The sequence below is a fragment of the Paenibacillus silviterrae genome (assembly GCF_030167925.1).
Lineage (GTDB): Bacteria > Bacillota > Bacilli > Paenibacillales > NBRC-103111 > Paenibacillus_G > Paenibacillus_G silviterrae.
In genome coordinates this window covers 776,106-801,547 of record NZ_JASKUT010000002.1, presented here as the reverse complement: position 1 = coordinate 801,547, position 25,442 = coordinate 776,106, and the positions used below count along the sequence as shown (strand labels likewise).

The following is a 25,442-nucleotide window of genomic DNA, read 5'->3' as shown; positions in this document are numbered from 1 at the left end:
CCTCGTCGTATTACAAGTGGTTCTTTCTGATCTCATGTATCACTTTCGCCATGCTCTTAGACATATATTGATCCGCATCTTCGAATGAAACGAAGCGATATCCGTCCACCTCAGGAAGCTCCTTGTTGCTTTTAGGATGGCGAAAATAAGAGCTGCAATAAAGCTCCTGAAGGTTCGGCAACTCCACCGTCCTCCAGAGAAATATATGCAGATCTTTCTTATATTTTATGTATGAAAATATACCTAGATCCTTCAGCTTATGAGGCGGCGCGACCAAACCGGTTTCTTCCCGCAGCTCCCTCAGACACGCCTCAATAGGAGTTTCATCCTCCTCTTGCGTACCTTTAGGAAGATCATAAAAGGCATTTCCCGTAGAATGACAGGCGAGATATTGCTCCCCATTAGTAATCAGACATCCGACCGAGGTGATTTTCATATCCGCTTATCCTCATCTGATGTATTCAGGTATGATTCCATAATCATATATGGCAGCCCTTCCTTAATGAAGGAATCACCTGTGGGAATGAGACCAAATTTAGCATAAAACGCTGCTTTGTTGGCGCGGGCGTTGCACCAAATGCGCTTCATCCCTCTCTCACGAGCATAATCGAACACCCTATTCAGCAAGATGGAGCCATATCCTTTGCCTTGTTCCTTCGCCAGCGTGGCAAATTTACGAAATTGCGCCTCATCTCCGGAAATGAACACGGAAACAACGGATACGAGCTTGTTCTCCACGAACAGCCCATAATGCAGGCCTAGATCATCATCGTCCAGTTTAACAAAATCAAGCTCCTTCTCCGGCCACATCACCTGATGACGCAGCGTCCATGCTTGCTCCTTATCGATTGGTTGAATGTGCAATGCTTACACCTCTTTTCCAGCCCCAGTATAACACAAAAAATCCCTTCTGATTTAGCAGATGGATTCCCTTGTTGCTTTGCTCCAAAGGTGCTCGCACAATAACGGACTTTGAGAACGTTATTTGTGGTTTTTGAATCGGTCAGAGGCAGATAACGGACTTTCGAACCGTTATTTTCTGCTGTAACGCGATTGTGGAGCGGTTTTGCCTTGTTTTCGCCGAAATAGCGGTCTGAAAAACCGTTATTCCAGCTTTCGCTGCTGTTTCATCCAGAATAACGTCCTAGAAGTCCGTTATTCCTTATCTCAGCGAAACAAACTCTCCTCTCTCACATCATCTCCTTACCGACCGCCGCGGCCAACAAATAATGGCTTCAGCGAAGATTACCGCTGAAGCCATAAGGCGAACAAGCCTTCCGTCACACCAAGGTTATACATATAGTAAACGCCAAAAGTCATACTAATGAGTCCCGTCGCCTGAGTGAGCACACGATTGAACCGGGAATGCCCCGCAGTGAACACAAACGGCAGTCCGATAACGGTTGTAAAAAGAAGCATCCCGATAACCGTTCCCGCCCCGAAAACGATAATATACACAAGTCCTTGCCATATACTATGTACGGTGGACATCGTAAGTAAAACCATCGCAGCACTTCCGGCAAGCCCGTGAATAAAACCGACCGCTACCGATTTCCAATGCGAACGATCGATACTATGCATATGTCCGCTAAGCTTTCGATACGTTAGCATCCCCGTAAAACCTAAGTAGACCAGCATCACGCCAACCAAAAATTCTAAGGACATCGCTAACCGCTCAGAGATTTCTTCCTTTAAGAGCAACACAATCAGTCCGATTAAAAACAGCGTAGCCGTATGACCGATACCCCAGAACACCCCGGCAAGAGAGGATCGTGACAGCTTCTTCGTTTGGCTCGCTATGGTTGAAACGGCAATGACATGATCGGGCTCAACGGCATGCTTAATGCCAAGAATAAAGCCCAATCCCAGAATTGATATTATGCTTGCTTCCATCCCAGCTTCCCCCAGTCCCAGCCGTGTTACGTTTTATTCAAAATGTAACACAACATAAGAATGAAAGGGAAGCATTTTTTTATGAACGAACATCAGCCGCACATCGGAATCCGATATTTCCTGTAGAGCTATCGGGTGTATTCGCAGTTCTTGCGGCAACACGGTAGCGGTTGCAATAAGATTTATGACACAAATAAGAGCCGCCGCGCATAACCCGTGCTTGTCCGGCCGAAGGACCTTGAGGATCCGTTGTCGAAGCCTTCAGATGATAGTCGCGGCTGAACCAATCGGAGCACCACTCCCATACGTTGCCTGAGACTTGATAAAGACCAAAGCCGTTCGGTTCGAAGGCACGTACGGGAGCCGTTCCCTGATAACCGTCACTGGCGTTATTTTTGTCCGGAAATTTTCCCTGCCATATATTGCACATATGCTTGCCTTCCGGCTTCAGCATGTCACCCCAAGGGTATTTCTTCTGAACAAGTCCGCCCCGGGCTGCATATTCCCATTCAGCCTCTGTCGGTAACCGCTTTCCGCTCCATTGGCAGTAGGCCATAGCATCATTCCACGATACGTGCACGACAGGATGATCCGGCCTAGCTTCAATACTCGATACAGGACCTTCCGGATGCTTCCAGCTGGCACCTTCCACATTCCACCACCAAGGAGTTTTCTGAACGACTTGCGACACTTTCTTGGCTGTTTCGGGCGGAACCAAGAGATGAAACACGAAGGACCAGCCAAACTGCTCGGCCTCTGTCTTATAACCGGTTGCATCAATAAAAGCTTGAAATTCCGCATTGGTCACCGTGCAAGGATCGATATAGAAAGGCTTCAGCGTAACGCTTCTGACCGGCCCCTCCCCATCCTCCGGAAAGCCCTCTTGATCATCCGTACCCATGAGGAAGGTACCGCCTTCGAGTCGAATCATTCCCACAGTCGGCTCACTCGATTTCAGACCCTTTTTAAAATTATCGAAGTTCTGTGCGACAATTACCTCCGAGCCGGCAGGACGTCCGGCGGAACAGCATGCTGGTTTATTATCCAAGCTCCATCCTCCTCTATAAGCTAACTATAAATAGCAATGCCTGTGAGCCCTGAAATCATAATAACGTATAACGGGTGGATTCGAAAATAGACCAAGGCAATTAAAGAACACGCAAAGAAAGCTAGCGCCCCTATCATTTCAGATCCCCAAGTCCCGATGAGCTGGTTGCTGACTGCAAATCGAATGGCACCATACATAATGAGTCCGGTAACAATAGGGCGAAGTCCGTAGAATGCGGATTGCACCCATTTGTTCTTATGAAATTTGGTAAAAAACAACCCGACAAGAATAACAAGGATCAGCGACGGAAGCACCATGCCCGCCGCGGCAAAAACGGCCCCCGGCAGCGCTGCAGTTTTGTACCCCACGAAGATAGCGCTGTTCGTACCGATAGGACCGGGCGACATGCCCGCCACCGAAAACGCGTTGGTGAACTCTTGCGTAGTCATCCAGCCGTGCGAGGTAACCTGCCGCTCAATAATGGAAAACATGGCATACCCGCCGCCAAAGGATACAAGGCCCACGATAAAAAAGGTGATGAACAGCTCCCAGTAAATCATCGTCTCATCCCCTTCTTAAATCCCGTCTCCAAGATAATAATCCGCATATTTATAACGCATCCCGCTGCTTTGTTCATCATCAAGGGCAACCTTCATGCCCAGCTTGGCCTTGAAGCTGACCAGACCAATCCCGACGAGCGCTCCCCCAATAATGACAAGAACCGGGTTCACGTTCGAGAAGACCAGCACCAGTACCGTCATCAGCATCGTTACGAGTGTCGCCTTATCCAGCACCGCCGTTTTCCCGATCTTGATCCCGGCATAAACGATCAGCGCTACCGTCGTCGCCCGAATCCCACGCATAGCCGCCTCGATTTTGGGATGATCCTGTACCTTCAGCAGTAAAATACATAAAGCAATGATAATAGCAAAGGTAGGAAGCAGAACTCCTACTGTGGCTGCAATGGCACCGGGAATACCTGCGATACGAAACCCTATGAAGGACGCCGAATTAAAGGCAATCGCCCCGGGAATAGAGCCCGAGATGGCAAACATATCCGCAATATCCTTACTTTTCACCCAGTTGCGGCGCTCAACCACCTCCCGTTCGATTAAGGGAATCATCGCGTATCCGCCACCAAAGGTGATAGGACCAATCTTAAAGAAGGTCCAAAAGATCTGAGCAAGCAGCTTCCATGATGGTATCTTCAAGGTTAACACGCCTCCTTTAAAACCATTTTGGAAAATAGTATCCGCATCAGCAGCTGAAATCAACCTAATTAAAGGATATTAAACAGGTAGGATTTATCGAATATAACGGACATTATTTCAAATTGGTATTAACTCTATTCTAACGGAAAGAATGAGTTTTGAGAAGAGGAAACCAGTCCATAGGCGCGCCATTTTTCAAAATAAATGAAAAAAACCGTCTCTGTAAAAGAAACGGGTAGTTCATATTTTTACGATTCCTCTTTGTGAAGCCATACACGCAGCAAAGAAAATAGCTGCTCCAGCTGGACCGGTTTGCTGATATAATCGTTCGCTCCCGCCTCGATGCATTTGCTCCGATCGTTCTTCATGGCCTTGGCCGTGAGAGCAATGATCGGAATATCCCGGAAAGAGGCATTCCCTTCTCTTATCCTCCGGATCGTTTCGTAGCCATCCATCTTAGGCATCATGATATCCATGAGGATGAGATCTATTCCTGTGTTTTGTTCCAGCAAGTCCAGGCAGTCCATCCCATTCTCCGCGAATATAACCTCCATGCCGCAGCTTTCCAGTACTCCGACCATGGAGAAGATATTGCGCATATCGTCATCCACCAGTAATATTTTGGCTCCTTTAAGCGGAGTTGCGGGAGCTGTTGGTGTACTCTCTTTTTCCTCCGGCTGCCTTGCGGCCTCCAATTCTTTCGGGTTCAATACAAAGGCGGGAGCGGCAGCAGAAGCAACCTCGGGAAAGGCCGGAGAAGCCGCCGGCAATTGCGCACCCACTCCCAACGGAATAACCAATGTAAAGGTACTTCCCTTTCCTTCTTCGCTGGTTACCTTAATTTCCCCTCCAAGCAGCGCCGCCAGTTCCTTGCTGATCGAAAGTCCGAGACCCGTTCCGCCATATTTACGGCTCGTCGTTCCATCCGCTTGTTGGAACATTTCAAAGATGATCACTTGTTTGTCCTGCGGGATGCCTATTCCTGTATCCCGTACGGCTACCTCTAAGGAGGGCTCACCCTGGACGCCGAGTGCCGTCTTGAACACCAAGCTGACCGATCCGGCTTCCGTAAATTTCAGGGCATTCGAAAGCAAATTCCGTAATATTTGCTGCAGCTTATAGATGTCCGTGTATAGCTCGGCCTGATCAGCGCCTTCCTCATAGTCAATATGAAAGTCCAGCTGCTTCTGCAGGGCAAGCGGCTGAAACTGCTGCTGCAGCACATTGCCGATTTCACGAACCGACGCCTTTTCTCTCATGATCTCCATCTTTCCAGATTCAATTTTGGATAAATCCAAAATATCATTAATCAGCTGCAGCAGCACCATGCCGGAGTTATGAATTGTCTTGATGTATTCGACCTGCTTAGGATTTAAATTTTCCTCTTTGTTCTGATACAGCAGCTGCGACAGCAGCAATAAGCTGTTAAGCGGCGTGCGCAGCTCATGAGAAATGTTAGCCAGGAACTCCGTCTTATAACGTGTGCTCACCACAATCTGGCGGTTCTTTTCCTCCAGCTCCGATTTAATGCATTCAAGCTCCGCATTGCGCTGCTCTGAGTTCTGATACAGCTCTTCCAGCTCCTCATTAAGCGTCCTCAGCTCTTCCTGCTGGGATTGCAGTTCTTCGGACTGTGTCTGCAGCTCTTCCGCAAAAGCTTGCGATTCCTTTAAGAGCTCCTGTACCTTCAGATAGGCAGCCGCCCCATGAAGAGCCATCCCTAAGCTCCAGCGCGCTTCGTCGATAACGGCAAGCACAGCGTTTGAAGGCACTTGGAATGTTGCAAATTCGAGCACAGCAATCGATTGGCCTTCATAAGGGATGGGGATCAGTGTGATATAGGCAGGCGAAGCGCTGCCCAATCCGGATTGAATCCGGAAATAATCCGTCGGAATCTCCGTCAACTGCAGGGTTCGGTTCTGCGCCGCACATTGGGCTACCAGCCCTTCGGCCTCCTTAGACGCCGCTGCTGAGACCGTTCCGCCGTATAAGGCCACTCTTTTCATTGCTCCGCTTGGGGAACCCGATGCCGTTCGCACATACAAGGCGGCATACCCAGCGCTCATGAGTGGTGCCGCATGATTCAAAAATTGCTGCGACAACGGTTCAAGCTCCTGAACCCCCCGAAGCAGCTCATTAAACTCGGCGAGCACGGCTTGGTGCTGATTCCGCTCTTCGAGCGTCAGCTGGTACTCCTTCTCCGTTGCCGCCTTTTGCTCTAGCGCTTCCGCCATATCATTAAAGGTTTCGGCAATCACCCCGATCTCATCGGCGGTTTGAATGGGGATTCGGGGCATGCTTCCGTCCATCAAGGCTACCTGCTTCATATGGATACCAATACGCTTTAGGTTGCGGGTCACGCTAAGAAATACCCAAACCGCTACGCTGACCGAAATAAGAAGTACAAGTGAAATCAGGACCCCGCCAAGCCGCATTGTGCTGTAATACATATTCATTGATTCCGCGAGCGATTGCTCCATTTCTTTCTCGTACAGATCAGTGAAAGCCTGTAACGTAGCAAAGAGCACTTCCCGTATAGGCTCAGTCTGCGTATGGTAGTACGCAATGGCCGCGCTGCGTTGACCGCTCTGCAGCAGCTTGCCGAGCTCCTCTAGGGTTCGGCCATACTGGGTGTACTCGCTGTTAAGCTTGGCCATCAGCTCCGGATTCTCCAAACGCACGGAATGACTTTGCAGCAGACTCCATTCGGAGGAAACGATGATATTGCTGGCAATGACGGACTTGGCATACTTCTCCACATTCTCGTCATTGGAATCCAGAAGGGCATGACTGATTTCCCTTGAGATGGAGTTGATTTCCTTGCGAAAGATGGTCGCATGTTTGACCCCGGCATACTTATCGTGGACAATCAGGTTCATGTTGGCTTGCAATTGATTCATCCGGATGAATCCGACAACGGCCATGATGAGAATGACGAGCAAGATCGTTCCAAACCCGACATACAGCTTCGATCTGAATCTCATACTATACCTCCGTATGTAATAAAAGCAAAGATGGATGACCCATATTATACACTATAACAAGGAAAAAGTGGTTTATGACTTCGGCGCGAAGACGGGTCGCAAATACAAAGAACCCGACCCAGCTTACGCAGGTGTCGGGTTTATACTCATATATGCTATATTAAACCATAATTTTGCAGATGTCGTTCGTGAACTCGACCGGATCCTGAATCGGCAGCCCTTCGATCAGCAATGCTTGGTTATACAGCAGCTGAGTATACAGATTCAGCTTATCCTTGTCATTCGCATAGGCATCCTTCAAGGAACGGTAAACATCGTGGTTGATGTTGATTTCAAGCACCTTATCCGCCTTTACATCCTGGCCGCTCGGCATCGCCTTCAGGATTTTCTCCATCTCGATGGAAACTTCGCCTTCAGCCGATAAACAAACCGGATGAGATTTCAGCCTCTTGGAAGCTTTCACTGTCTTAACCTTGTCCTTCAGGAGTGTCTGCATGTGCTCGAAAAGCTCCTTGCTCTCATCGGCAGCCTCTTGTTCCTCTTTATCCGTTGCCTCAATCCCGAGATCGCCGCTCGATACGGACTTAAACTCCTTGTCCTTGTACTTCATGAGCATCTTGATGGCAAATTCGTCGATTTCTTCCGTGAAATACAGCATCTCGTAGCCTTTATCCGCAACCAGCTCGGTCTGCGGCAGCTTCTCGATCCGGGCAATGCTTTCCCCGGCAGCATAGTAAATATATTTCTGATCCTCCGGCATTCTGGAAATATACTCATCGAGAGTGACCAGCATTTTCTCTTTCGAGGAGTAGAACATTAGAAGATCCTGCAGATCCTCCTTGTTCATGCCGTAATCGTTATAGACGCCAAACTTCAGCTGTCGTCCGAAAGCCTCGTAGAACTTATCGTACTTCTCCCTCTCATCTTTCAGCATGCCGAGGAGAGCGCTTTTGATTTTGCTCTTGATGTTCTTCGCAATCAATTTCAGCTGGCGGTCATGCTGCAGCAGCTCCCGGGAGATATTCAGAGACAGATCCTCCGAATCGACCATCCCTTTCACGAAGCTGAAATAATCGGGCAGCAGATCCCCGCACTTGTTCATGATCAGAACGCCGTTGGAGTATAGCTCCAAGCCCTTCTCGTATTCTTTGGTATAGTAGTCGAAAGGTGTGCTCTCCGGGATGAACAGAATGGCATTGTATACGACCGCTCCGTCCGCGCTGATATGCACATGCTTGAGCGGCTTGTCAAAGCCGTATCGCTTGTCGTAATAAAAGCTCTCGTAATCTTCCGTTGTCAGCTCATTCTTATTCTTCCGCCAAATCGGAACCATACTGTTGACGGTTTGCTCTTCACGGACGTCCTCGAACTCATTCTCAGCGCCTTCCTTCGGTACACGGCTGGTTACTTCCATCTTGATCGGATAACGAATGAAATCCGAGTATTTCTTTACGATGGCCTTGAGACGGTATTCCTCAAGATATTCATCGTATTGCTCGTCCTCCGTGTTATCCTTGATCTTCAGGATGATGTCCGTACCTACGGATGACTTCTCCGCCGGTTCAATCGTATAGCCGTCGGCTCCTTCGGACTGCCATTGAAAAGCCTCGTCGCTGCCAAGTGCCTTCGTCACCACCGTGACCACATCCGCCACCATGAAAGCCGAATAGAAGCCGACACCGAATTGTCCGATAATGTTGTGACCGTCCTTGGCTTCGTTCTCCTGCTTAAATGCAAGCGAACCGCTCTTCGCGATCACCCCAAGATGATTCTCGAGCTCCTCCCTGGTCATTCCAATGCCGGTATCGGAAATCGTCAGCGTCCGATTTTCTTTGTCTGCGGTGATTTTAATAAAATAATCCTCTTTGTTAAAAACCAGCTTATCGTCCGTAAGCGCTTTGTAATAAATTTTATCGATCGCGTCACTGGCATTGGAAATGAGCTCTCTTAAGAAAATCTCTTTCTGTGTATAGATGGAATTGATCATCATCTCGAGCAATCGCTTGGATTCCGCTCTAAATTCTTTCTTTGCCACGTAAAGTGCTCCCTTCCTTATACTCGCTTTAGCACTCGAATGGTACGAGTGCTATTCTCTTTTTTTATATATCACAATGTTCTTTTTCATGTCAATATATGCCTTAACGCGTTCTATCAGCATCTTCCCTCGTACCTCTTGATAAGCTCCGACACCCTATGCAGCTGGACAGGCTTACTAAGGTAATCGTCCATCCCTGCCTCCAGACACCTTTCCCGATCCCCCGATAAGGCGTTCGCCGTTACGGCTATAATGACAGGGGAGCGCTCCGCGCCGAGTCTCTGCTTCAGCAGCCGGACCGCTGTCAGGCCATCCATCACCGGCATTTGCAGATCCATAAATACGAGATCATAGCGATTTCGAAGGATAGCCGAGACGGCCTCCTCTCCGGTATGAACCATCGTAATCTTGTGGCCGAGTCGTTCCAGCATGACTTTAAGCACCTGCTGGCTGACCTCATTATCTTCAGCCACGAGAATATTCAACCTGGCAGATGCGGAAGCAAATTCACCCGGGCAGTCGGAGTCCTTCGAACACTGCTCTGATACGGCCTGAAGCACGACACGGAAAGCAAAGATGGAGCCGTTCTCATCGTTATCCTCCATCCAGATTCTGCCACCCATGTGGTCCAGCAGCTTCTTGCAAATGGCGAGACCCAATCCGGTACCCTCCGTTCGCCGAGTCATATAATGCTCGATCTGAACAAACGGATCAAAGATGTGTTTCCGATGCTCCAAGGGCACACCGATGCCGCTGTCCTTCACTGCAAACTCCAATTGAATGGAGCTAGGCATAACCGGCGGCCCTTCATCCTTCTTCCGTACCGTTACCTCAACTGTTCCGGAAGGGGTGAATTTGATGGCATTGCCGACCAGGTTCATCAACACTTGCTTCAGCCTGGCCGCATCGCCCTTAACGACGGGCGGGACAGCTGTGTCCACCTCGAAGGACATGCGCAGCCCCTTCTCCTGGGCAGCGACCGACAGGAGGTCCAGTGTTTCCTCAATCAGCTCTTGTACATTCAGATGCTCCTCCCGGAGCGTGATCTTGCCTGATTCGATACGTGAGAAATCCAATATATCATTAATGATTCTCAGCAGTGTACTGCCGCTCTTGCGTATAATTTCTACATACTCTCGCTGCGTGTCGTCCAGATCCGTCGTTTCCATCAGCACATCGGCCATACCGATCACTCCGTTCATAGGAGTGCGAATCTCATGGCTCATCATGGACAAAAACTCGCTTTTAGCCCGGTTCGTTCGCTCTGCGGCTTCCTTCGCAATAAGCAGCTTGCGCTGCTCGGTTACATCTCTCGCAATGATATAGTAGCCGGTCACTTTCTTCTGAATAATAATAGGCACGGCAGTCAACAGAACCTCAGAGAAGCTTCCGCTCACATGCCCGACGGTACTGAGCAGCCCCTTCGTTCCCTCAGGGAGCATGCCACCCTTCAGCAGACTGTCCAGATCGCAGTCGAAGAAGCTGCTGTAAGGACGGCCGGACATTTGCTCATCGGTCAGCCCGGTTAGCTTCTGCGCCGCGGTATTCGTGTGGATGATGTTTCCTTGTAAGTCCAGGGAAATGATACCGTCCAAATTATATTTCTTAAGCGAGGTGTACCGCTCGACGCTTTCTTGAAGCTTCAGCTCGATCTGCTTATGCTGCGTAATATCCTGAACCGTCCCGTTCAATCGTTTGGGCTTGCCGTCCGGTCCTAAGGTAACGTGGCCTCGGATGTGCAAATACTTGATGACTCCATCGGGCTGAACGATCCTGAATTCTTCACTCAGCTCCCCGCCGCCGCGCAGCTCCTCGAACGACTTCTGCAGCCGTTCCTTATCGGAAGGTTCGATGAGATGCAGAATATCCTGCCGGTCCAGCATCCGGTACTTATCCTTATTCATATTATAAATCCGATACATTTCGTCGGAGAACGTAGTACGATCCGTCTCATAATCGTATTCCCAGCTTCCAAGCGAAGTAATCCGCTGTGCTTCCGCCAAATGCTCCTCATTCCGCTTTCGTTCGGTGATGTCACGGGCGATGGCGATAATTTTCTCCAGATTTCCCTGAGAATCCCGTATGAATTGGTATGCCGTTTCGAACCAGATATAATGACCGTTCCTATGCCTGGCCCGGTATTGCAGCGTATCCTGATCCGAAAGCTCCATTGCCTTCAAAGCGGCAAGATCCTCCGGATGATACATTTCCGGTCCTAACGGCTTTCCGATCCATTCCTCCGGTTTGTAACCCAATACTCTTTCGACGGAGGGAGATACATATTGGCATATTCCGCCGGGCGTACTGTAATATAAAATATCCTTCGCATACTCCGAAATCAGCCGGAAGGTTCCCTGTACCTCCTTCAGCTTCTCCTGCGCCGCCTTTTTTTCAGTTACATTAATCACATGGGCAAGGATGAAGAGCGGCTTCCGGGTCACCGAATGACGCAGCAAGGAGACGTGCAGGGAGGTCCAAACAAGCTTGCCGTGCTTTGTCACGTAACGTTTCTCCAGCTCATAATGGTGCAGATCGTCACTTGCGATTCGCGAAATCTGCTGCTTACTAAGCTCCAGATCCTCGGAGTAGGTGATGTCTTTATAAGAAAGACCCTGAAGCTCTTCCTCCCGATACTCGAGAAGGCGGCATATAGCAGGATTCGCCCGAAGGATGATGCCTTCCATGGACACCAGGGCAATTCCCGTAGGAGCAAGGCGATAGATTTGCTCGAATAGAGAATGGTGATCCACCTCAAATTGCTGCATTATGATTCCCCCGTCCCTTGGAGTGCTCTAGTGAGAATTGGCTTCAACTCTTACTATATTAAACATCACTGCCTGTAATTCCTTTTTTAGGGGGGGAGTTCAAACTCTACACTTAGTATCCCCGATCTATTTGGACAAGGTTCGGCAGCTCCGCGACCCGTCCTTGCTCCACAGCCTGCAATGTCCGGATGAATTCCACGACAGCCTCCTGCGGGTCGGTTATAGCTGAAATGTGCGGTGTTAAGATCACCCCCGGATGGGGCCAAAGCGCTGATTCGCCAGGAAGCGGCTCTTGTTCGCACACATCGAGAATCGCTTTATGCAGCCATCCTTGCTTTAAGGCCAGCAGCAACTCTTCTTCCACCACGGAGCGGCCGCGCCCCACATTGATGAAATAACGTTGATCCGCGTAATTGCTCTTCCATCGGCGGAAGAAAGACGCATTGAAGAAACGCTCCGTTTCCAGGGTCAGCGGCATAGCGTTTATGATCCAGTTTACGTGAGGCAGCAAATCATCGAGTTCAGCTAACGGGGCTACCCTTGTAAAGAATGGCTTCAAGCTGCCGCCCCTTGAAACTCCTGTCACTTTAACTCCCAGCGGCGAAAGCGTCTGTGCGATCCCTTGACCGATGGTACCCGTGCCGAAAATGAGTACGTGCTGATCCTTCAGGTGACGAGGAGCCTTAGGCACCCACTGGCGCCCCGCCTGCTGGTCCATGAATAGGCTGTGATGCTGCAGCTCCGAAAGGATATGGCTTAAGCAGTATTCGCCGATCATGCGCCCCATCGAACCGATCGTCCTCGTCAACGGAATGCCGGGCTTCCACTCGGCATGATTCAAGTAAGCATCCACTCCCGCGCCCATCGAATGAACCCACCGAATGTTCCTCATGTGGAATCCGGCTGTCGGCCTGAAGGCCACATAGGCCTCGGCCCAAGTATAATCCTCATCGGTCACCTCGTTCTCGGGGATACACCGGAATTGTTTGTTCGGGAATTCCTGCTGCAACCGTTGGAATTCCGAATAAAGCCTGCCTGTAACAAGGATGTGTTGTATGTTCATTGTCGTTCAATACCTCTTCGTCTAATTAGGTTTTCTAAAAACTGGCGATTTCCCCAAGGGGTTCGTCCAAACGGTTTCTCCTTAACTTGCATCTACTATCGTGTACCACAATATAAGGAGGTAGTTTCAATGAAGAAAAAAGTTGCTAAAGTAGGAAAACGTGCAGCAAGAACAGTAAGACTGGGAGCAAACCGCGTTCGTGCCACTCAAAATCTGGGCAATGGCTTCCGCCGTCATGTGTTAAGCAATGTTACCATCGCTGCCAACCAGATTATACGGATTGAATTACAGGCTCCTTCGGATAGAAGGGTCATCAGCGGCGGCTGGACGATTACTCAGCTGACTAACGCCTATGCTACTGACAGCTACCCGGAAACACCTAGCCTGTGGGTGCTCTACATCAGCAATCCTACCAATACCACAAGAACCATTACACCTTACTTGATCACGAAGCGCCGCTAATAGAGCAAGAGGCTGATCCGCATAGCCATAACGGCTTCCGCGGATTCAGCCTCTTTTTTTGCTGCTACACTGCGTCCTCTTCCAACAGTTCTCGGGGATCGAACGCCTTGACATGGGTGCGATTTCGAATCCTCGTCACACACAGATTCCTGTCTACCAGCGGAGCAATGTCCGCGAGCTTCTCCGTCGGAGCCGAGATAATGATCTGAAGTCCCATATTCCGCACCAGCTTGATACATTCCCTAATCCGCTGATGGTCCATTTTACTAAAGGCCTCGTCGAAAACAATGAGCCGCACCGTTTGGTTCAAGGAAGGATGCTTGACACGATAGGTTTGGAGGAAAGAGGCCAGAACTGCAATATAGAACGGCGTTTGGGTTTCTCCACCGGATTTGGTCGCGATGACCTTCGAAAGACTGGACTCCGCACCCTTCTCATCGATTTCCAGCAAGTCGAAGTCCAGATAGGTCCGGTAATCGGTATATTTGACCAAATTCTCTTCAAGCTCCCGGATCTGCTCCGGACTTCCCGTATCCTCACCGGTGTATACGATTTTATGAAAAAGCTGCTCGACGGCATCGCCGTGCTTCTGCATGAACACATCGGAGAAAATACTGCGGCCCTCCATGAGCATATCGTCCGTGATCATCCGGTAAAAATCACGGTACGTCGCATGCGGCTTAATATCGAACTTGTATGATTTCCTCCCGAAATGAAAAGAAGCAATCGCATGATTCAAGTCGCTGATATGCTCGTAGGCGGCTTCAATATTCTCCTTCAGCTTGCTGACGAAATCCTCCTGGAATTGTACCGATGCCCGCTCACGCGCTTCTACGATCTGATCCTCATAGTCGGGCAACGAGGTATCTCTCATCCGGCGAAGCTCGGCAAACCAGCTGTCGTTGCCTTCCTCCAGATGGTCAAGTGTGGCTTTGTGCGATTTTAAGTACTCGAATCGAAGCTCCACCAGCTTCCGGTGATGAATTCCCTTCTCGTATTCCGTCGCTACGGCCAGGCTGGCCAAGCGGTCCCGCAGTGCTTTCAGCTTTGGTTGTCCGCTGTGTTCCTGCGCATAGTACGGCCATCCATGCTCTCGGATCCAATCCTCAGGGAAGGCATCCCGAATGCTGCTTTCCTTCTGCTGAAGCTCCGCTTCCAGATCAGGCAGCTGATACTGCCTCAGGCTTCGAATATCCGTTTCCAGTTCCCCAATCCGCTTGATATAGCCGCTGTTCTCAGCGAGCAAAGCTCTCTCGGCGGCCTCCGCATGCTTGACCTGCTGCTCCAGCCGCTGCATTCCGCTCAGGTCGAATTGATCCATACGCTCCCGAAGCTCGGTCCATGCTTGGTAACGGACAGGCTGAAGGTTGGCCATCGCTGCCGTTCCCTCCGGAGCTAACAGCTGGTCCAGCTCCCACTCGCTCAGCAGAGGAGCCTTGGACCACGCATGATACAGCTCCAGCTTCGGCTGCCATTCCATCTCCAGCTGCTCCTGAAGCTGATACATCTCGCGCTCGAGCTGCTTGGCTTGAAAGTCAAGCGCCTTGCGTCCAAGATAGGGCGTTTCGTAAACCCGCGGATGAATTTGACGAGAGACGAAGCCCGAATACAGCATACAGGAAGGTGTGATTGCAGTAGAATGGCGACGGAGCTCCTCCACCCGCTGGCACTTGATCACGCGGCCTAAGATGTAATCGATATATGCTCTGGCATACGGGTTGTCCGTAGTCACTTCCTCTGCCAGGCTTCCTGCCTGTACGCTCGGCTTACGCTCCAAAATTTTGCCTACATCGACGAGTCCGATATCGTAGAACTTCCGTTCGAACTTGATGCGATCGTAGATCTGAACGGCTTCCGTATAATGCTCCGGCGGGACGATCAAATAAAAACGCTGGTTGTTCAAATACCCTTCAACCGCTTGACGCCACTGCGGATCCCGTACCTCCAGCAGCTCGCACAAGACGTCAACGGAGACCGGCTTCCCGCTCCGGGCCGAAAGCTCCCGGATGATGGTATCGCGGAGCGGTCCCAGCTCCCGATTCGGGTATTCCTTGTGTCCCTCGCGAAGCTTCGTCCAACGGCTGCGGCAAGCCTGCTGCTCCTTCTGCAGACGGTTCATTTCCACGCGGATGCCCTCCAAGGCTTGGCGAATCCGGCCGACGGTCTCCTCCGTCTGCAGTCTCCAGTCGGAGAAATCGGTCCGTTTGAACTGAAACGGGAAGGCTCCCGCCTGCGTTTGAATGGATTCCGTAAGCTGCCGCAGCTCTTGTGTTACAATCTCAGGCTCATGATTCTCGATTTCATCAAGAAGCTTCATCCAGGAGGTCGTCAGCGGCAGCAGTCTGCGCTCCACCTCCGTTTTCGCATGCTCCGATTGGCTTAGCGCATCTTTTGCCTGCCGCACGGACACCTCCAGCTGCTCCAACTCACCGCGCTCCTTGCTGGAGTAGTACTGCTTGCGCAGTGTCTCCAAGACGGCCGACGCCTCCGTCAGCTGCCCTTCGATCTCGTGTACGCGCCGCTGCACTGCTTGCAGATCGGCTTCCTTCCGTCCCAGCTCATCCATCAAATGCTTGCGATCCGCCTCAGTCTCATCCGCCTCCGCCTTCAACAGGGCGTACCGCTCCATCTGCCATCGATGCGAAAGCTCATCGTAGGCTTGATAAGCCTCCTCGATCGCCTCGAGGGACTTGATGCGGCTTTTGATCGTTTCGGCCTGATGCTCCAGCAGCTTATATTGCCTGATATTTTCCCGCATATGCTCGATATCGACCTTGTTCTGCGTTTCACAAACGAACTCCGTGATGAACTGTTTGATATTCATAATCGGCGTGAAAGGAACGGCCTTGCGGAACAGGTCGAAATAATCGCCTTTGATGCGTCCCATCACACCCTTGAAGCCTTCACGATACGCTTTGTCCGAGTCGAAGAATTGGAACCTGCTGCGGTCGTAATGCTTGGTCAAATATTTGCGCAGCTCGGAAATCCCTAGCGGGATGGCGTCGAAGATGAAGCGATGCTCCGGAATCGGGGCCTCCAGGATGAAAAATTTATGATCCCATCGGCCGTCCCGCCCGCAGTCGAACACAACCCCTATGGTGAAATACTCCTGTTTTGCCTCATGGTAAAATTCAGCCATGACATAGGTGCTGAAATCCTCATCCTTGCGCAAATACACGACGCCTTCCGCTTCATTGTAGCCGGTTTCTCCGTACAAGTAGCCCTTAAGGGAGCGCCGGGACTGCTCATTCGCGGCTTTATTAAAGTAATGGCCCCTTGTATCGCCCAGCATGACAAGCTGAATCGCGTCGATGATGGTCGATTTGCCTGTCGCATTCTTCCCTGTAAGAAAATTGATTCGTTCAAATTCAATCACTTGCTGTTCTATGTAATGCCATTTGACCAAATAAAGCCGATTCAGCCACTTCACGCGCTAACCTCCTCCGAGCTGCCCTGCTCCTCCTGAAGCCTCTTCTCCAGCCGTCCAATATGCTCCGGCCCTACCAGGAACAGAATGGACGGGTAAATAACCAGGCGCGATTCCGGCTCGATACGGCTGCCGTCCAGCTTATCGATCAGCTGATACTGCTTGAGTGTGCTTAGGGCTTCATTCCAGATTACGTCCGGAAGCTTCCGCTCCGCCAGTTGAAACATAAACAGCTTGTCGTGTACGGCTCCGAGCGTTGTGACTACATCCTTCCGCAAGGAAAGCTTCTCCCGCTCCTCTTCGTAAATCAGCCGAAGCACATATAACAAGTAAGTAGCCCATTTGCCCAGAGAGGCCCGATTCATTCCTGACCCGTGGGAAACGGAGCATACGCCGTACGTCACATCCAGATCAAACTGCCAGCCGGACATCGCCAAATATCCACGGAATACATCCTGATAGTATTCGACAAAGCGAAAATCCCGGTTGATCTCCACCGTCCTTTCCCGCAAATCCATCTTCTCCCTGAGCAGGAAGGTTTGTTGCAGCATCGTCGCTGCGATTCGGGAGAACTGGTCCTTTTCTTTATCACTCATCGCCTGATAGCGTTCAAACCATTCCACTGGCCTTCCCCCCTTTTCTCCTTGCAAAAATCATCTCCGGAATCCGGTACCCGTTCACCTCGACATACCCATCCTGCCATTCCACCTGGTACGGAATCCCCGCGTCATCACTCATCAATACGGACATGACCAATTGCAGGAACTGCTCATCCGTCTCCAGAGGCAGCATGCTGCCGGGAAGCCTGTCCTGCCGCTGCATAGCCTGCTCGATATAAGCAATCACTTTATTGCGCGTCAGACCATGACGAATCCGTTCCTTCAATCCCTCATATTCCTGCTCGATCTCTTCCTCTCTCGCCTCGGTTTCCAGGTTCAGCGGCGTCGGCTGATGACGCTCCCTGCGCCTTGGCTCCGTATAAAGCGAATCGGTGGTTACGTGGTTCACGGAATGCAGCGGAAGCGATTCGGCCATCAGGCTCCAGGCCTTGTCCGGATCTTCGTAGCTGCCCGCCTTGTGAAGAATATCGACGAGCCGCCCCTTCATCCCTTCGTTCTCGTTCAACAAGTATTGGAAGCGCTCAACGGATGCTTTAATGTATGTACTGTTCTTTCGATCGATCTCCCTCAGTATAGAATTGATATTCTCATAGGCATTAATCATATCGTCGAGCATCGAGCTCACCTTGCGCTGGGCCTCCACAACGGAGGCTTCATGGCCGCGCTGAAGCATCTGTCCGGCAATCGTTTCGAGGAGCCGGTAATCTCCAAGCCATTTTTTTAAAATATGCAGTATGCTTACCCGAAAGCGCGGAACACAGTCCGTCGTTTTGATCCGGTGGTACACCTTCTCCATGACCAGACTTGTATATTGGTCAAAATGCTGTACCAGCAAATCGCGTACCTCGGTCTGCTGCTGCAGCTCCTGATAGTATTTTCGAATATTGCCGAGCAGCGTTCGGAGGCTGTCGATCAGCTCTTCCGTATTGCGATAAGCGGTAAGCAGCGCCTCATACGTATATTCATCACGCTCCGTATCCGCACTCTTCAGCGCAATATAGGTGCTGTGAACGAAGGAATTGTATTCCTTCGGCCGTTCATTCGCGACTTCCTGCAGCGTCTTGATGATCTTGATCGCAAACTCCGGTACCGTCAAATACTCTTCAAACGTATCCATGCTCTGCTCCGTCTCCAGCCACCCGGTCGCATGAAGCTTGCGGATAATCGCGTAAGCACGTTCCGATAAAGTATTGCCGCTAAGCCCCTCTTCCTCGTCGTGCGTCTGAAGCAGCTGCTCCTCCAGCGCATCGCAAAGCATGGATGCAAGCTCGCTTTTTTTGATGGCAATTTCCTGACGATAACAGGTCAGCAGTACGAATAAGCTGCTGGCATAGAGCTCTCTATATTTCGAGGTGAATATCGAAAATAACGCATCCGGCAGCCGATGCTTGGCAAAAAGCTGCATGTCATCCCTCCTCCTTCAGGAGCCTGGTGTCGGTCGTCCCGCAGCAGGGACAAGCCTTCGGCATATGGTGCTGCTGCAGCCAGAACAAATGGCCGGCGTCGCAGCGATAGCCCTGAATCCCACCGGCCTGGGTTTGCAGGTTCGGCGATTGTAGCAGCCAGTGGCGGATCGCCTCTCGGATCGCTTTGGACTTCTCCATCTGACGCAGCGCAGCCGCGGCAAGCAGCTCATCGTATTCCGATTCATTCAAATACACATTTTGTTTAAAAGCCCGCTTCGCTTCCTCCGCCTTCTTTGGTCTGGCGATGGGAGTCACCCCCTATCACAGTAATTGGGGTTTTAAACGTTGCAAAACACTGCCATTATTGTCCACCATTGCGCGATAGGTGTCAATCCTTTTCGTGTAATCTGATGGCGGCTGATGCCGAGGAATGTCGATTTGTCCGGTTGTATCTAGCCGCGCCTTGAATAGCCGCTGTTTTCTTAGGACATAGTAAAGGCATTCAAAGTTAATCTTGGGAGTGATACTATATGAATCGGATCAATAAGTCGACGGTCTGGGCAACAGGATTGCTTGGCGCTCTGGCCGCATTAGCTTTGCCGTTTTATTTTACGATGCGACCCCATTAAATCCATTGTTTCATACGAAGCTTCTTTGGGTAAATATTGATCATCCGGCGATGGCTGGCAATGATACCATACATATCCAAGGAGTGACGTTCGATGAAAATGATGAAAACCAAAGTATCTGCACTCTTCGTTTGCGCATCTTTGATGGTTGCGAATGCAGCCGCTGCTGCGACCCCTGCCGAGAGCGCAGCAAGTACACAAAGCGTAAGCGTAGAGACTATGAAAACCGAATGGACAGGACCGAAAACGAATGTGAACGGCATCTGGGTTCCCGGATTTTATGTAGGGTTTCAAGATTCGAAGGTCGTCTATATTCCTGACGGCACTGGAATTACTCTGGTTGCCAAAGGAATTCCAGTACCAAAGGGTACAATTTATATAGATTAAACCAGACAAAAGCTCTAGACTCATCCATGGATGGGACTAGAGCTTTTTTCCATTTCTTAGATATGTAGTCCGACGTAGACTGCAACCGCAACAACCAGACCCAGGAGGACAAGCTGAGTGGCCCGCCTTCTTTGCCTGCGGCGCCTTTCTTCCTTCAACGCTTGAGCTACTCTTTCGGCCAGCATGTCGAATTGCTCAATCGCGGATTTCTGCTTCAGATTGGCTCCGCAATGAGTGCAGTGCTTCTGGTAGGGTGTAGCTTTCTTACACTGGGGACACTCTATCATGTTTCCGCTCGCTCCCTTCGAAATCATTGTACTACGTCGAAGGTCAAATGAGAAAACTTTCGGCGGCGAATACCAGATCATGCACCCCTCACCATAATGTAGGCATCTGCATAAGCTGGAAGAGAATCTACTCAAAGCGAGGTCATCCACGATGAGTTATCAAGTCCCCAACGTCCACCAGCCGCAAGTCTTGTTTAGAGCCGACCCCCATGTCGTCTCCAGCCTGAAGTCCGTTCGCGATCACGTCCACCATATTTGCCGTCAGCACAGGAACCAGCTCGTGAGAATTGAAACCATGGACGGTCATGTGTATGAGGGAGTGCTTGTCCATTGCGACAAAGGCATCTTGTACTTAAGCGTTCGGAATCCTGTTCCGACCCCTACCCCATATCGTGCACTTTCTCAGCAATATTATTATAACAATGTGATTCTGCCTCTAGTGCTCTATGAGCTGTTGGTCATTACCCTGCTCTATGTATAATTAAGGAAAGGAACCGAGACCTTAGCTATCTAAGGGCGCCGGTTCCTTATTTACCTTTTTTCTATTACACGAAGAAACCAGCCGACAAAATGATCACCAACAGAATGTAGAGAACCAGTATTGCAGCTGCGGAAGTAAAGCCGCCTCCAACACCACCACCGACACAACCCATTGACTATCCCTCCTTTTTGCCTTTCTGAGATTATGTTATGCTTAGCCCGGCTGTCTTGATTAGACTCCAACCTAATTAAAGGAGGAATTTATCGGAGATGGATCAATTGCTTGATGTGAAACAAGCCGATGTGACCGGTGACGGCATCGCAGACAGTGTGTATTTGTATGGGAAGAAACCGGATCCTTCGTCCCCTTTTGCAGACCAGATCACGCTTGTCATTCAAGACGGAAGGACCCTCCTAAGGACAACGGTCCCGCTTAAAAATAACGCAGGCTATAATGCAAGGCTGTTCCTGGGGGATTTCACCAAAGATTCCACACCCGATATTCTGGTGAGCATCGATACCGGAGGGAGCGGCGGATACGGCATTTTCTACCTATATTCCTACCAACATCATATGCTTTACGAGGTGTTGAATAGCGACAGCTATAACCAACTGTTTACCTTCCTTGTTTATTATCAGGACTATTATAAAGTGAGCGTACAGAGTCCTCAGCTTAATGTGCAATTTATTATTGATATTAGTACCAAAGGGTATGGCTATCTGCTGCAGTATTACGATCCAAACGGCAAGCTAAAGCAGGCAGCCCAAGGGGAGGTTCTTGCCATAGGCGGATTGTTTCCCATTGTAACCGGCGACAAAGCGGGCGGCTATGATTTGCTTGCGATTCAGCGGATAATCGGTACAACGAATGCGGATACCCTAGGTTATGTGGAGAATCTTTTGACGTGGGACGGCAAGCAGCTGGTTTCATCCAGAATTTCCGTTGCCATTGAAGGAACGAAACTTGTTTAGTCTGCACTAGTCCTGCATGTCCGGGGTGATGACTCCAGCGGTCGATTTGCAATGCCTGCCGCTCTGCCGCTCTTCACTTCGGTAAGGACAATTTGGCTTTGCGTTCTTCCTTGCCCGTGTCCGAAACTGCCCAGCGTCCGTCAGGACAAACGGCAGTATGCCTGTGGACAAGCCCGCCCCTTCCTTCTTATCCGACTCCATAAAAACCCTCCCGCATCCTCGCTTTTTAATATACCCAATTAATATTTAACATGGTAAACTATCGTTATGATATAACTGCCTTATGTTATTGCTGCTAGGCTTTGTTATATTTCCACATTCTAGCCGGAGGGAATTCATGCGAACATTCATACGAAAGTGGAATCAAATAAGCTTGGTTAAACGAATATTGGCAGGGATTACAGCGGGGATCATTTTGGCATTAGCCGTTCCAAATGCAACGGGAATCACTATTCTCGGTTCCTTGTTCATAAATGCATTAAAGTCGGTTGCGCCTTTATTGGTCCTCCTCCTTGTGATGGCCGCGATTTCAAAACATAATAAGGGCCATCAAACCAATATGGGATCCATTCTTTTCCTTTATGGGTTAAGTACGTTTCTGGCCGGGGTGATTGCCGTTATTGCCAGTTATGCTTTTCCGGTAACATTATCCCTAGTAAAGGGTACCGAGGATTTGACTCCGCCTCAAGGGATTGTTGAAGTGCTTAAGACCTTACTGTTTCAAATTGTCGACAACCCGGTAAGTGCCCTAATCCATGCCAATTATATCGGTATCCTAACTTGGGCGGTCCTTCTTGGCATAGCCTTGCGAAATGCCAATCATAGTACGAAAGACATGCTGGTTGACTTTGCGGATGCCGTCTCCCGCCTTGTCAAATGGGTCATCCATTGGGCGCCGCTGGGAATCATGGGGCTTGTGTTTGACTCCATAACCAAGAACGGGTTCTCATCTCTGCTGATTTACGGTAAATTACTTCTCGTTCTTATTGGGTGTATGCTTTTTATGGCTCTTGTTGTCAACCCGTTGATTGTATATGTAAACATTCGAAGAAATCCTTATCCGCTTGTGTTAACTTGTCTGAGAGAAAGCGGGATTACCGCATTTTTCACCCGCAGCTCAGCCGCGAACATCCCAATCAACATGAGATTGTGTGAGCAGATGAAGTTGGATTCGAATACCTATTCGGTCTCCATTCCGTTAGGTGCCACAATCAATATGGCCGGTGCTGCGGTAACGATATCCGTCTTGACGCTTGCAACCGTTCATACGCTTGGTATCCAAGTCGATTTTGCCACAGCAGTTCTTCTTAGTATCCTATCGGCTGTGTCCGCTGCAGGGGCCTCAGGCGTTGCAGGCGGGTCGCTTCTGCTTATTCCCTTGGCATGCAGCTTATTCGGCATTCCGAATGATATTGCTATCCAAGTAGTCGGCGTAGGCTTCATCATTGGCGTTTTGCAGGATTCGTTTGAAACGGCGCTAAATTCCTCTTCCGACGTCCTGTTTACCGCGACAGCGGAGTTCTCGAAGATACGTAAAGAAGGCAAACAATATGACGTCCAAGCTTAATTCACGGCGGTCGCTTCCAGGTATTCCACTGGAGTGATCGCCCCTTTTTTTTCCATTTATTCATTGTAAAAAGGACTCCTTGCGGAGTCCCTGACGGTGAAGTGATGAATTTGTTTTGAACCATTCGAACACTCAGGTAACCTCATCAACTTATTGCAGTTAGGATACTACAATAACGTCTCTTTGGCACATCCCCTCGCTTCTATTTGGTTTCAATAACTCCTTCTACGGCTGTATTCGTTGAAGCATTCAACGGAACCACACCTCTCTCTCACCGTCGAAGTTTATTATGGCTGTTTTCCCAAGGATTATTCGTTAAGCTGCAAAAAATTTTTGCGTGGACAGCGCAGTATTTTGCGGCAGACGTTTCATTATTTGCGCGTTGTTTGCACGGCATGAATGATAAGCTGTGTTCATCGACATTAGAAAATTCACTGAAAAGGAGATTGAATATGACGATTCAACTACTACAATGGGGATTGTTTTCATTCATGCTGGGCTTGATCCTGTCGCTTCCGCTGGCGGCTGTGCATTACCAAAACTCTCCCTCCTGGACGAAGCTTTTCACGAATCCGCGTAAGCTGAAATCGGCGCACTTGGATTTTTTCACTCAAGCCTTTGCCGCAGCTTTGGTCTATTTACTGGAATCTGCTTTGCAAACGGCATTTCCTTTGTATGTCATCATTCCTTTGCTGTTCGGGACGATCTGTAACCCTTTGCTCCTTCTGATCGAAGCGACCCCTTTGAACCGATCCGGGATGGGTAAGCGGATGTACCTGTTACTTAGAGCCACCAGCCCGGTTTCATTGCTGCTTGCATGGTTCTTCATTGCTTGGTGCTTCTTGCCGCTATATATGATTTTGCTGCTTGCACTCACAGCTCTCGCCGGATTGATGGTCATCATGAAATATAAAGCCGTATGAAGAAAAAAGAGCGAGGCTGACCTCTTCCCGTCAACCCCGCTCTTACCTTAATCGGTATGAAACACTTCTTCCATTTCCGCCCACCATTCGCCTTCTTTCCGTGTTTCCAGCGGTTCCTGGCATGGGTCGCACAATTCCCACCATCTCCGGGTTTCCGGGTCGGCGGCCATTTTGGCCATATCCGCCTCGTAATCCTCTCCATGATATTCGAAATAGCTGAATAAATACCCATCCTTGTAGTAAATCGAATAATTGCGAATATTGCAGGCATGGATCATATTCAGAACACCTGGCCATACGCTCGCATGCAGCCGTTTGTATTCCTCCAGCTTTTCCTCTCTTACCTTAATGACGCTCCCGTAGCGCTTCATGTGCAGACCTCCTTGAAAACTGTAAGTCAATGATGGCACGTTACCTATACACTGGTAATTATAGTATAAGCTGCCTTGTGTGCATAGCAATGTTTCGCTGTTCCGCCGCAGCAGCCTCGCGAATCGGAACATTTGTAATTGACTTTTCCATCCAGCTGAAACTATACTTTATTATATTCAAGTACTTTATTGAATAGTTGAGGTGATACGGCATGGGCTCGATCGAGAGAATATGGAAGGACCGACTTTATCAAGAATTCGCCCGAATCGGCAAAAGCCTGTCCAGCCCGAAGCGGTTGGAGCTGCTTGACCTGCTTGCGCAAGGTCCTAAAGCGGTAGAGTTGCTGGCGAGCCAAACGGGGATGAGCATGGCAAACGTATCGCAGCATTTGCAAATACTCCACGAAGCGAGACTCGTTCGATTTACGAAAAGAGGCACTTATGTCATTTATGAGCTCGTAGACGAGGCGGTCGCCGATTTTATGTTGTCCCTGCACCGATTGAGTGAGCGGCAGCTGGTGGAGATCAAGCAGATCAAAACGGAGGTGCTCGAGCACCATGCCCCGATGGAGCCTATCTCCATGGAGGAATTAAAGCGGCGAATGGAGAAAGGCGAAGTCTTGCTGCTCGATGTTCGGCCGAGAGATGAATACGAAGCGAATCATATTCCCGGGGCGATTAGCGTACCGTTTGAGGAGCTGGAGCAGCATCTTGCTGCGCTGCCAACCCGTAAGGATATTGTCGCTTACTGCCGCGGGCCGTATTGCCTTCAGTCGGCGCAGGCAGCGGAGCTACTGAAAAGAGAAGGGTATAACGCTTTTCATCTGATGGAGAGCGTACTCGAATGGCGGCAGTTTGCCGAGCAGCATCATTTAATGGGATAGGAGGTGCTTACTAGTGTTACCTTCAGAT

General features: G+C 49.9%; 25 protein-coding genes. 7 read left to right on the top strand and 18 right to left on the bottom strand.

Going from position 1 to position 25,442, the window contains the following annotated elements; all coding sequences use genetic code 11:
• Positions 1-10: 10 nt before the first annotated feature.
• From QMO62_RS27015 to QMO62_RS26970, 10 genes are all read right to left on the bottom strand, one after another.
• Entirely contained in the window at positions 11-436 is a 426-nt protein-coding gene (locus tag QMO62_RS27015) for an NUDIX hydrolase (RefSeq protein ID WP_284645600.1), read from the bottom strand.
• Positions 433-864: a GNAT family N-acetyltransferase gene (locus QMO62_RS27010; protein ID WP_284645599.1), complete on the bottom strand. Its 432-nt coding sequence runs from the start codon at positions 862-864 to the stop codon at positions 433-435. The genes QMO62_RS27015 and QMO62_RS27010 overlap by 4 nt, the downstream gene beginning before the upstream one ends.
• 381 nt (positions 865-1,245) lie before the next feature.
• Positions 1,246-1,893, bottom strand: coding sequence for a HoxN/HupN/NixA family nickel/cobalt transporter (locus QMO62_RS27005; protein ID WP_284645598.1), 648 nt, complete (start codon positions 1,891-1,893; stop codon positions 1,246-1,248).
• Between the two features lie 79 nt (positions 1,894-1,972).
• A complete protein-coding gene (locus tag QMO62_RS27000; RefSeq protein WP_372516743.1) occupies positions 1,973-2,941 on the bottom strand; it encodes a formylglycine-generating enzyme family protein in 969 nt (322 codons plus the stop codon).
• A 20-nt stretch (positions 2,942-2,961) separates the two neighbouring features.
• Positions 2,962-3,501 (bottom strand): chromate transporter, encoded by a 540-nt coding sequence (locus QMO62_RS26995; RefSeq protein WP_284645597.1) that lies wholly within the window; start codon positions 3,499-3,501, stop codon positions 2,962-2,964.
• A gap of 15 nt (positions 3,502-3,516) precedes the next feature.
• Complete coding sequence (locus tag QMO62_RS26990) at positions 3,517-4,152, bottom strand: chromate transporter (RefSeq protein ID WP_284645596.1); 636 nt, start codon at positions 4,150-4,152, stop codon at positions 3,517-3,519.
• A gap of 248 nt (positions 4,153-4,400) precedes the next feature.
• A complete protein-coding gene (locus tag QMO62_RS26985) occupies positions 4,401-7,136 on the bottom strand; it encodes an ATP-binding protein (RefSeq protein ID WP_284645595.1) in 2,736 nt (911 codons plus the stop codon).
• 160 nt (positions 7,137-7,296) lie between these two features.
• Positions 7,297-9,171 carry a molecular chaperone HtpG gene (gene htpG / locus QMO62_RS26980; protein WP_284645594.1) on the bottom strand — a complete coding sequence of 625 codons (1,875 nt, stop codon included), beginning with the start codon at positions 9,169-9,171 and terminating at the stop codon, positions 7,297-7,299.
• A gap of 116 nt (positions 9,172-9,287) precedes the next feature.
• Positions 9,288-11,936, bottom strand: a complete 2,649-nt coding sequence (locus QMO62_RS26975) for a PAS domain S-box protein (protein WP_284645593.1) — start codon at positions 11,934-11,936, stop codon at positions 9,288-9,290.
• A gap of 112 nt (positions 11,937-12,048) precedes the next feature.
• A complete protein-coding gene (locus QMO62_RS26970) occupies positions 12,049-12,999 on the bottom strand; it encodes a D-2-hydroxyacid dehydrogenase (RefSeq protein ID WP_284645592.1) in 951 nt (316 codons plus the stop codon).
• Between the two features lie 129 nt (positions 13,000-13,128).
• On the opposite strand from QMO62_RS26970, the gene QMO62_RS26965 reads away from it, so the two are divergent.
• On the top strand, positions 13,129-13,461 hold the full coding sequence (locus tag QMO62_RS26965; protein WP_284645591.1) for a hypothetical protein: 333 nt from the start codon (positions 13,129-13,131) through the stop codon (positions 13,459-13,461).
• Between the two features lie 64 nt (positions 13,462-13,525).
• Here QMO62_RS26965 and QMO62_RS26960 read toward each other — a convergent pair whose 3' ends face one another.
• From QMO62_RS26960 to QMO62_RS26945, 4 genes are read right to left on the bottom strand one after another with little or no spacing between them, the layout of a single operon-like run.
• Positions 13,526-16,891: an ATP-binding protein gene (locus QMO62_RS26960; RefSeq protein ID WP_284645590.1), complete on the bottom strand. Its 3,366-nt coding sequence runs from the start codon at positions 16,889-16,891 to the stop codon at positions 13,526-13,528.
• Complete coding sequence (locus QMO62_RS26955; RefSeq protein ID WP_284645589.1) at positions 16,888-17,511, bottom strand: DUF4194 domain-containing protein; 624 nt, start codon at positions 17,509-17,511, stop codon at positions 16,888-16,890. Before QMO62_RS26955 ends, QMO62_RS26960 begins: the two co-directional genes overlap by 4 nt.
• Positions 17,498-18,913 (bottom strand): Wadjet anti-phage system protein JetA family protein, encoded by a 1,416-nt coding sequence (locus tag QMO62_RS26950; RefSeq protein ID WP_284645588.1) that lies wholly within the window; start codon positions 18,911-18,913, stop codon positions 17,498-17,500. The genes QMO62_RS26955 and QMO62_RS26950 overlap by 14 nt, the downstream gene beginning before the upstream one ends.
• Before the next feature lies 1 nt (position 18,914).
• Positions 18,915-19,163, bottom strand: a complete 249-nt coding sequence (locus QMO62_RS26945) for a hypothetical protein (RefSeq protein WP_284645587.1) — start codon at positions 19,161-19,163, stop codon at positions 18,915-18,917.
• 473 nt (positions 19,164-19,636) lie between these two features.
• Between QMO62_RS26945 and QMO62_RS26940 the strand changes: the two genes are divergently transcribed.
• Complete coding sequence (locus QMO62_RS26940) at positions 19,637-19,930, top strand: hypothetical protein (protein WP_284645586.1); 294 nt, start codon at positions 19,637-19,639, stop codon at positions 19,928-19,930.
• A 56-nt stretch (positions 19,931-19,986) separates the two neighbouring features.
• Here QMO62_RS26940 and QMO62_RS26935 read toward each other — a convergent pair whose 3' ends face one another.
• Positions 19,987-20,217 carry a hypothetical protein gene (locus QMO62_RS26935; protein WP_284645585.1) on the bottom strand — a complete coding sequence of 77 codons (231 nt, stop codon included), beginning with the start codon at positions 20,215-20,217 and terminating at the stop codon, positions 19,987-19,989.
• Positions 20,218-20,368: 151 nt separating this feature from the next.
• Here QMO62_RS26935 and QMO62_RS26930 point away from each other — a divergent pair, with 151 nt between their 5' ends.
• Positions 20,369-20,698: a hypothetical protein gene (locus tag QMO62_RS26930; RefSeq protein WP_284645584.1), complete on the top strand. Its 330-nt coding sequence runs from the start codon at positions 20,369-20,371 to the stop codon at positions 20,696-20,698.
• A gap of 64 nt (positions 20,699-20,762) precedes the next feature.
• Here QMO62_RS26930 and QMO62_RS26925 read toward each other — a convergent pair whose 3' ends face one another.
• Positions 20,763-20,870, bottom strand: coding sequence for a YjcZ family sporulation protein (locus tag QMO62_RS26925; RefSeq protein WP_284645583.1), 108 nt, complete (start codon positions 20,868-20,870; stop codon positions 20,763-20,765).
• 97 nt (positions 20,871-20,967) lie between these two features.
• Here QMO62_RS26925 and QMO62_RS26920 point away from each other — a divergent pair, with 97 nt between their 5' ends.
• The gene (locus QMO62_RS26920) at positions 20,968-21,669 is read left to right on the top strand and encodes a YybI family spore inner coat protein (protein ID WP_284645582.1); all 702 of its coding nucleotides are present in this window, start codon (positions 20,968-20,970) and stop codon (positions 21,667-21,669) included.
• Positions 21,670-21,675: 6 nt separating this feature from the next.
• On the opposite strand, the gene QMO62_RS26915 is transcribed toward QMO62_RS26920, so the two are convergent.
• Positions 21,676-21,870 carry a hypothetical protein gene (locus QMO62_RS26915; RefSeq protein ID WP_284645581.1) on the bottom strand — a complete coding sequence of 65 codons (195 nt, stop codon included), beginning with the start codon at positions 21,868-21,870 and terminating at the stop codon, positions 21,676-21,678.
• Positions 21,871-22,006: 136 nt separating this feature from the next.
• Here QMO62_RS26915 and sstT point away from each other — a divergent pair, with 136 nt between their 5' ends.
• Positions 22,007-23,236 (top strand): serine/threonine transporter SstT, encoded by a 1,230-nt coding sequence (gene sstT / locus QMO62_RS26910; protein WP_284645580.1) that lies wholly within the window; start codon positions 22,007-22,009, stop codon positions 23,234-23,236.
• Between the two features lie 452 nt (positions 23,237-23,688).
• Positions 23,689-24,159, top strand: a complete 471-nt coding sequence (locus tag QMO62_RS26905) for a hypothetical protein (protein WP_284645579.1) — start codon at positions 23,689-23,691, stop codon at positions 24,157-24,159.
• Positions 24,160-24,206: 47 nt separating this feature from the next.
• Here QMO62_RS26905 and QMO62_RS26900 read toward each other — a convergent pair whose 3' ends face one another.
• A complete protein-coding gene (locus QMO62_RS26900; RefSeq protein ID WP_284645578.1) occupies positions 24,207-24,530 on the bottom strand; it encodes an L-rhamnose mutarotase in 324 nt (107 codons plus the stop codon).
• A 212-nt stretch (positions 24,531-24,742) separates the two neighbouring features.
• Here QMO62_RS26900 and QMO62_RS26895 point away from each other — a divergent pair, with 212 nt between their 5' ends.
• Positions 24,743-25,414, top strand: coding sequence for an ArsR/SmtB family transcription factor (locus QMO62_RS26895; RefSeq protein ID WP_284645577.1), 672 nt, complete (start codon positions 24,743-24,745; stop codon positions 25,412-25,414).
• Positions 25,415-25,442 lie beyond the last annotated feature (28 nt).

What these genes read in the sequence shown, in the direction of transcription:
- QMO62_RS27015 (WP_284645600.1), bottom strand. Translation starts at nt 436, where the DNA reads ATGAAAATCACCTCGGTCGGATGTCTGATTACTAATGGGGAGCAATAT.
- QMO62_RS27005 (WP_284645598.1), bottom strand. Translation starts at nt 1,893, where the DNA reads ATGGAAGCAAGCATAATATCAATTCTGGGATTGGGCTTTATTCTTGGC.
- QMO62_RS26995 (WP_284645597.1), bottom strand. Translation starts at nt 3,501, where the DNA reads ATGATTTACTGGGAGCTGTTCATCACCTTTTTTATCGTGGGCCTTGTA.
- QMO62_RS26985 (WP_284645595.1), bottom strand. Translation starts at nt 7,136, where the DNA reads ATGAGATTCAGATCGAAGCTGTATGTCGGGTTTGGAACGATCTTGCTC.
- QMO62_RS26975 (WP_284645593.1), bottom strand. Translation starts at nt 11,936, where the DNA reads ATGCAGCAATTTGAGGTGGATCACCATTCTCTATTCGAGCAAATCTAT.
- QMO62_RS26970 (WP_284645592.1), bottom strand. Translation starts at nt 12,999, where the DNA reads ATGAACATACAACACATCCTTGTTACAGGCAGGCTTTATTCGGAATTC.
- QMO62_RS26965 (WP_284645591.1), top strand. Translation starts at nt 13,129, where the DNA reads ATGAAGAAAAAAGTTGCTAAAGTAGGAAAACGTGCAGCAAGAACAGTA.
- QMO62_RS26950 (WP_284645588.1), bottom strand. Translation starts at nt 18,913, where the DNA reads ATGCAGCTTTTTGCCAAGCATCGGCTGCCGGATGCGTTATTTTCGATA.
- QMO62_RS26940 (WP_284645586.1), top strand. Translation starts at nt 19,637, where the DNA reads ATGAAAATGATGAAAACCAAAGTATCTGCACTCTTCGTTTGCGCATCT.
- QMO62_RS26935 (WP_284645585.1), bottom strand. Translation starts at nt 20,217, where the DNA reads ATGATAGAGTGTCCCCAGTGTAAGAAAGCTACACCCTACCAGAAGCAC.
- QMO62_RS26930 (WP_284645584.1), top strand. Translation starts at nt 20,369, where the DNA reads ATGAGTTATCAAGTCCCCAACGTCCACCAGCCGCAAGTCTTGTTTAGA.
- QMO62_RS26925 (WP_284645583.1), bottom strand. Translation starts at nt 20,870, where the DNA reads ATGGGTTGTGTCGGTGGTGGTGTTGGAGGCGGCTTTACTTCCGCAGCT.
- QMO62_RS26920 (WP_284645582.1), top strand. Translation starts at nt 20,968, where the DNA reads ATGGATCAATTGCTTGATGTGAAACAAGCCGATGTGACCGGTGACGGC.
- QMO62_RS26915 (WP_284645581.1), bottom strand. Translation starts at nt 21,870, where the DNA reads ATGGAGTCGGATAAGAAGGAAGGGGCGGGCTTGTCCACAGGCATACTG.
- sstT (WP_284645580.1), top strand. Translation starts at nt 22,007, where the DNA reads ATGCGAACATTCATACGAAAGTGGAATCAAATAAGCTTGGTTAAACGA.
- QMO62_RS26905 (WP_284645579.1), top strand. Translation starts at nt 23,689, where the DNA reads ATGACGATTCAACTACTACAATGGGGATTGTTTTCATTCATGCTGGGC.
- QMO62_RS26900 (WP_284645578.1), bottom strand. Translation starts at nt 24,530, where the DNA reads ATGAAGCGCTACGGGAGCGTCATTAAGGTAAGAGAGGAAAAGCTGGAG.
- QMO62_RS26895 (WP_284645577.1), top strand. Translation starts at nt 24,743, where the DNA reads ATGGGCTCGATCGAGAGAATATGGAAGGACCGACTTTATCAAGAATTC.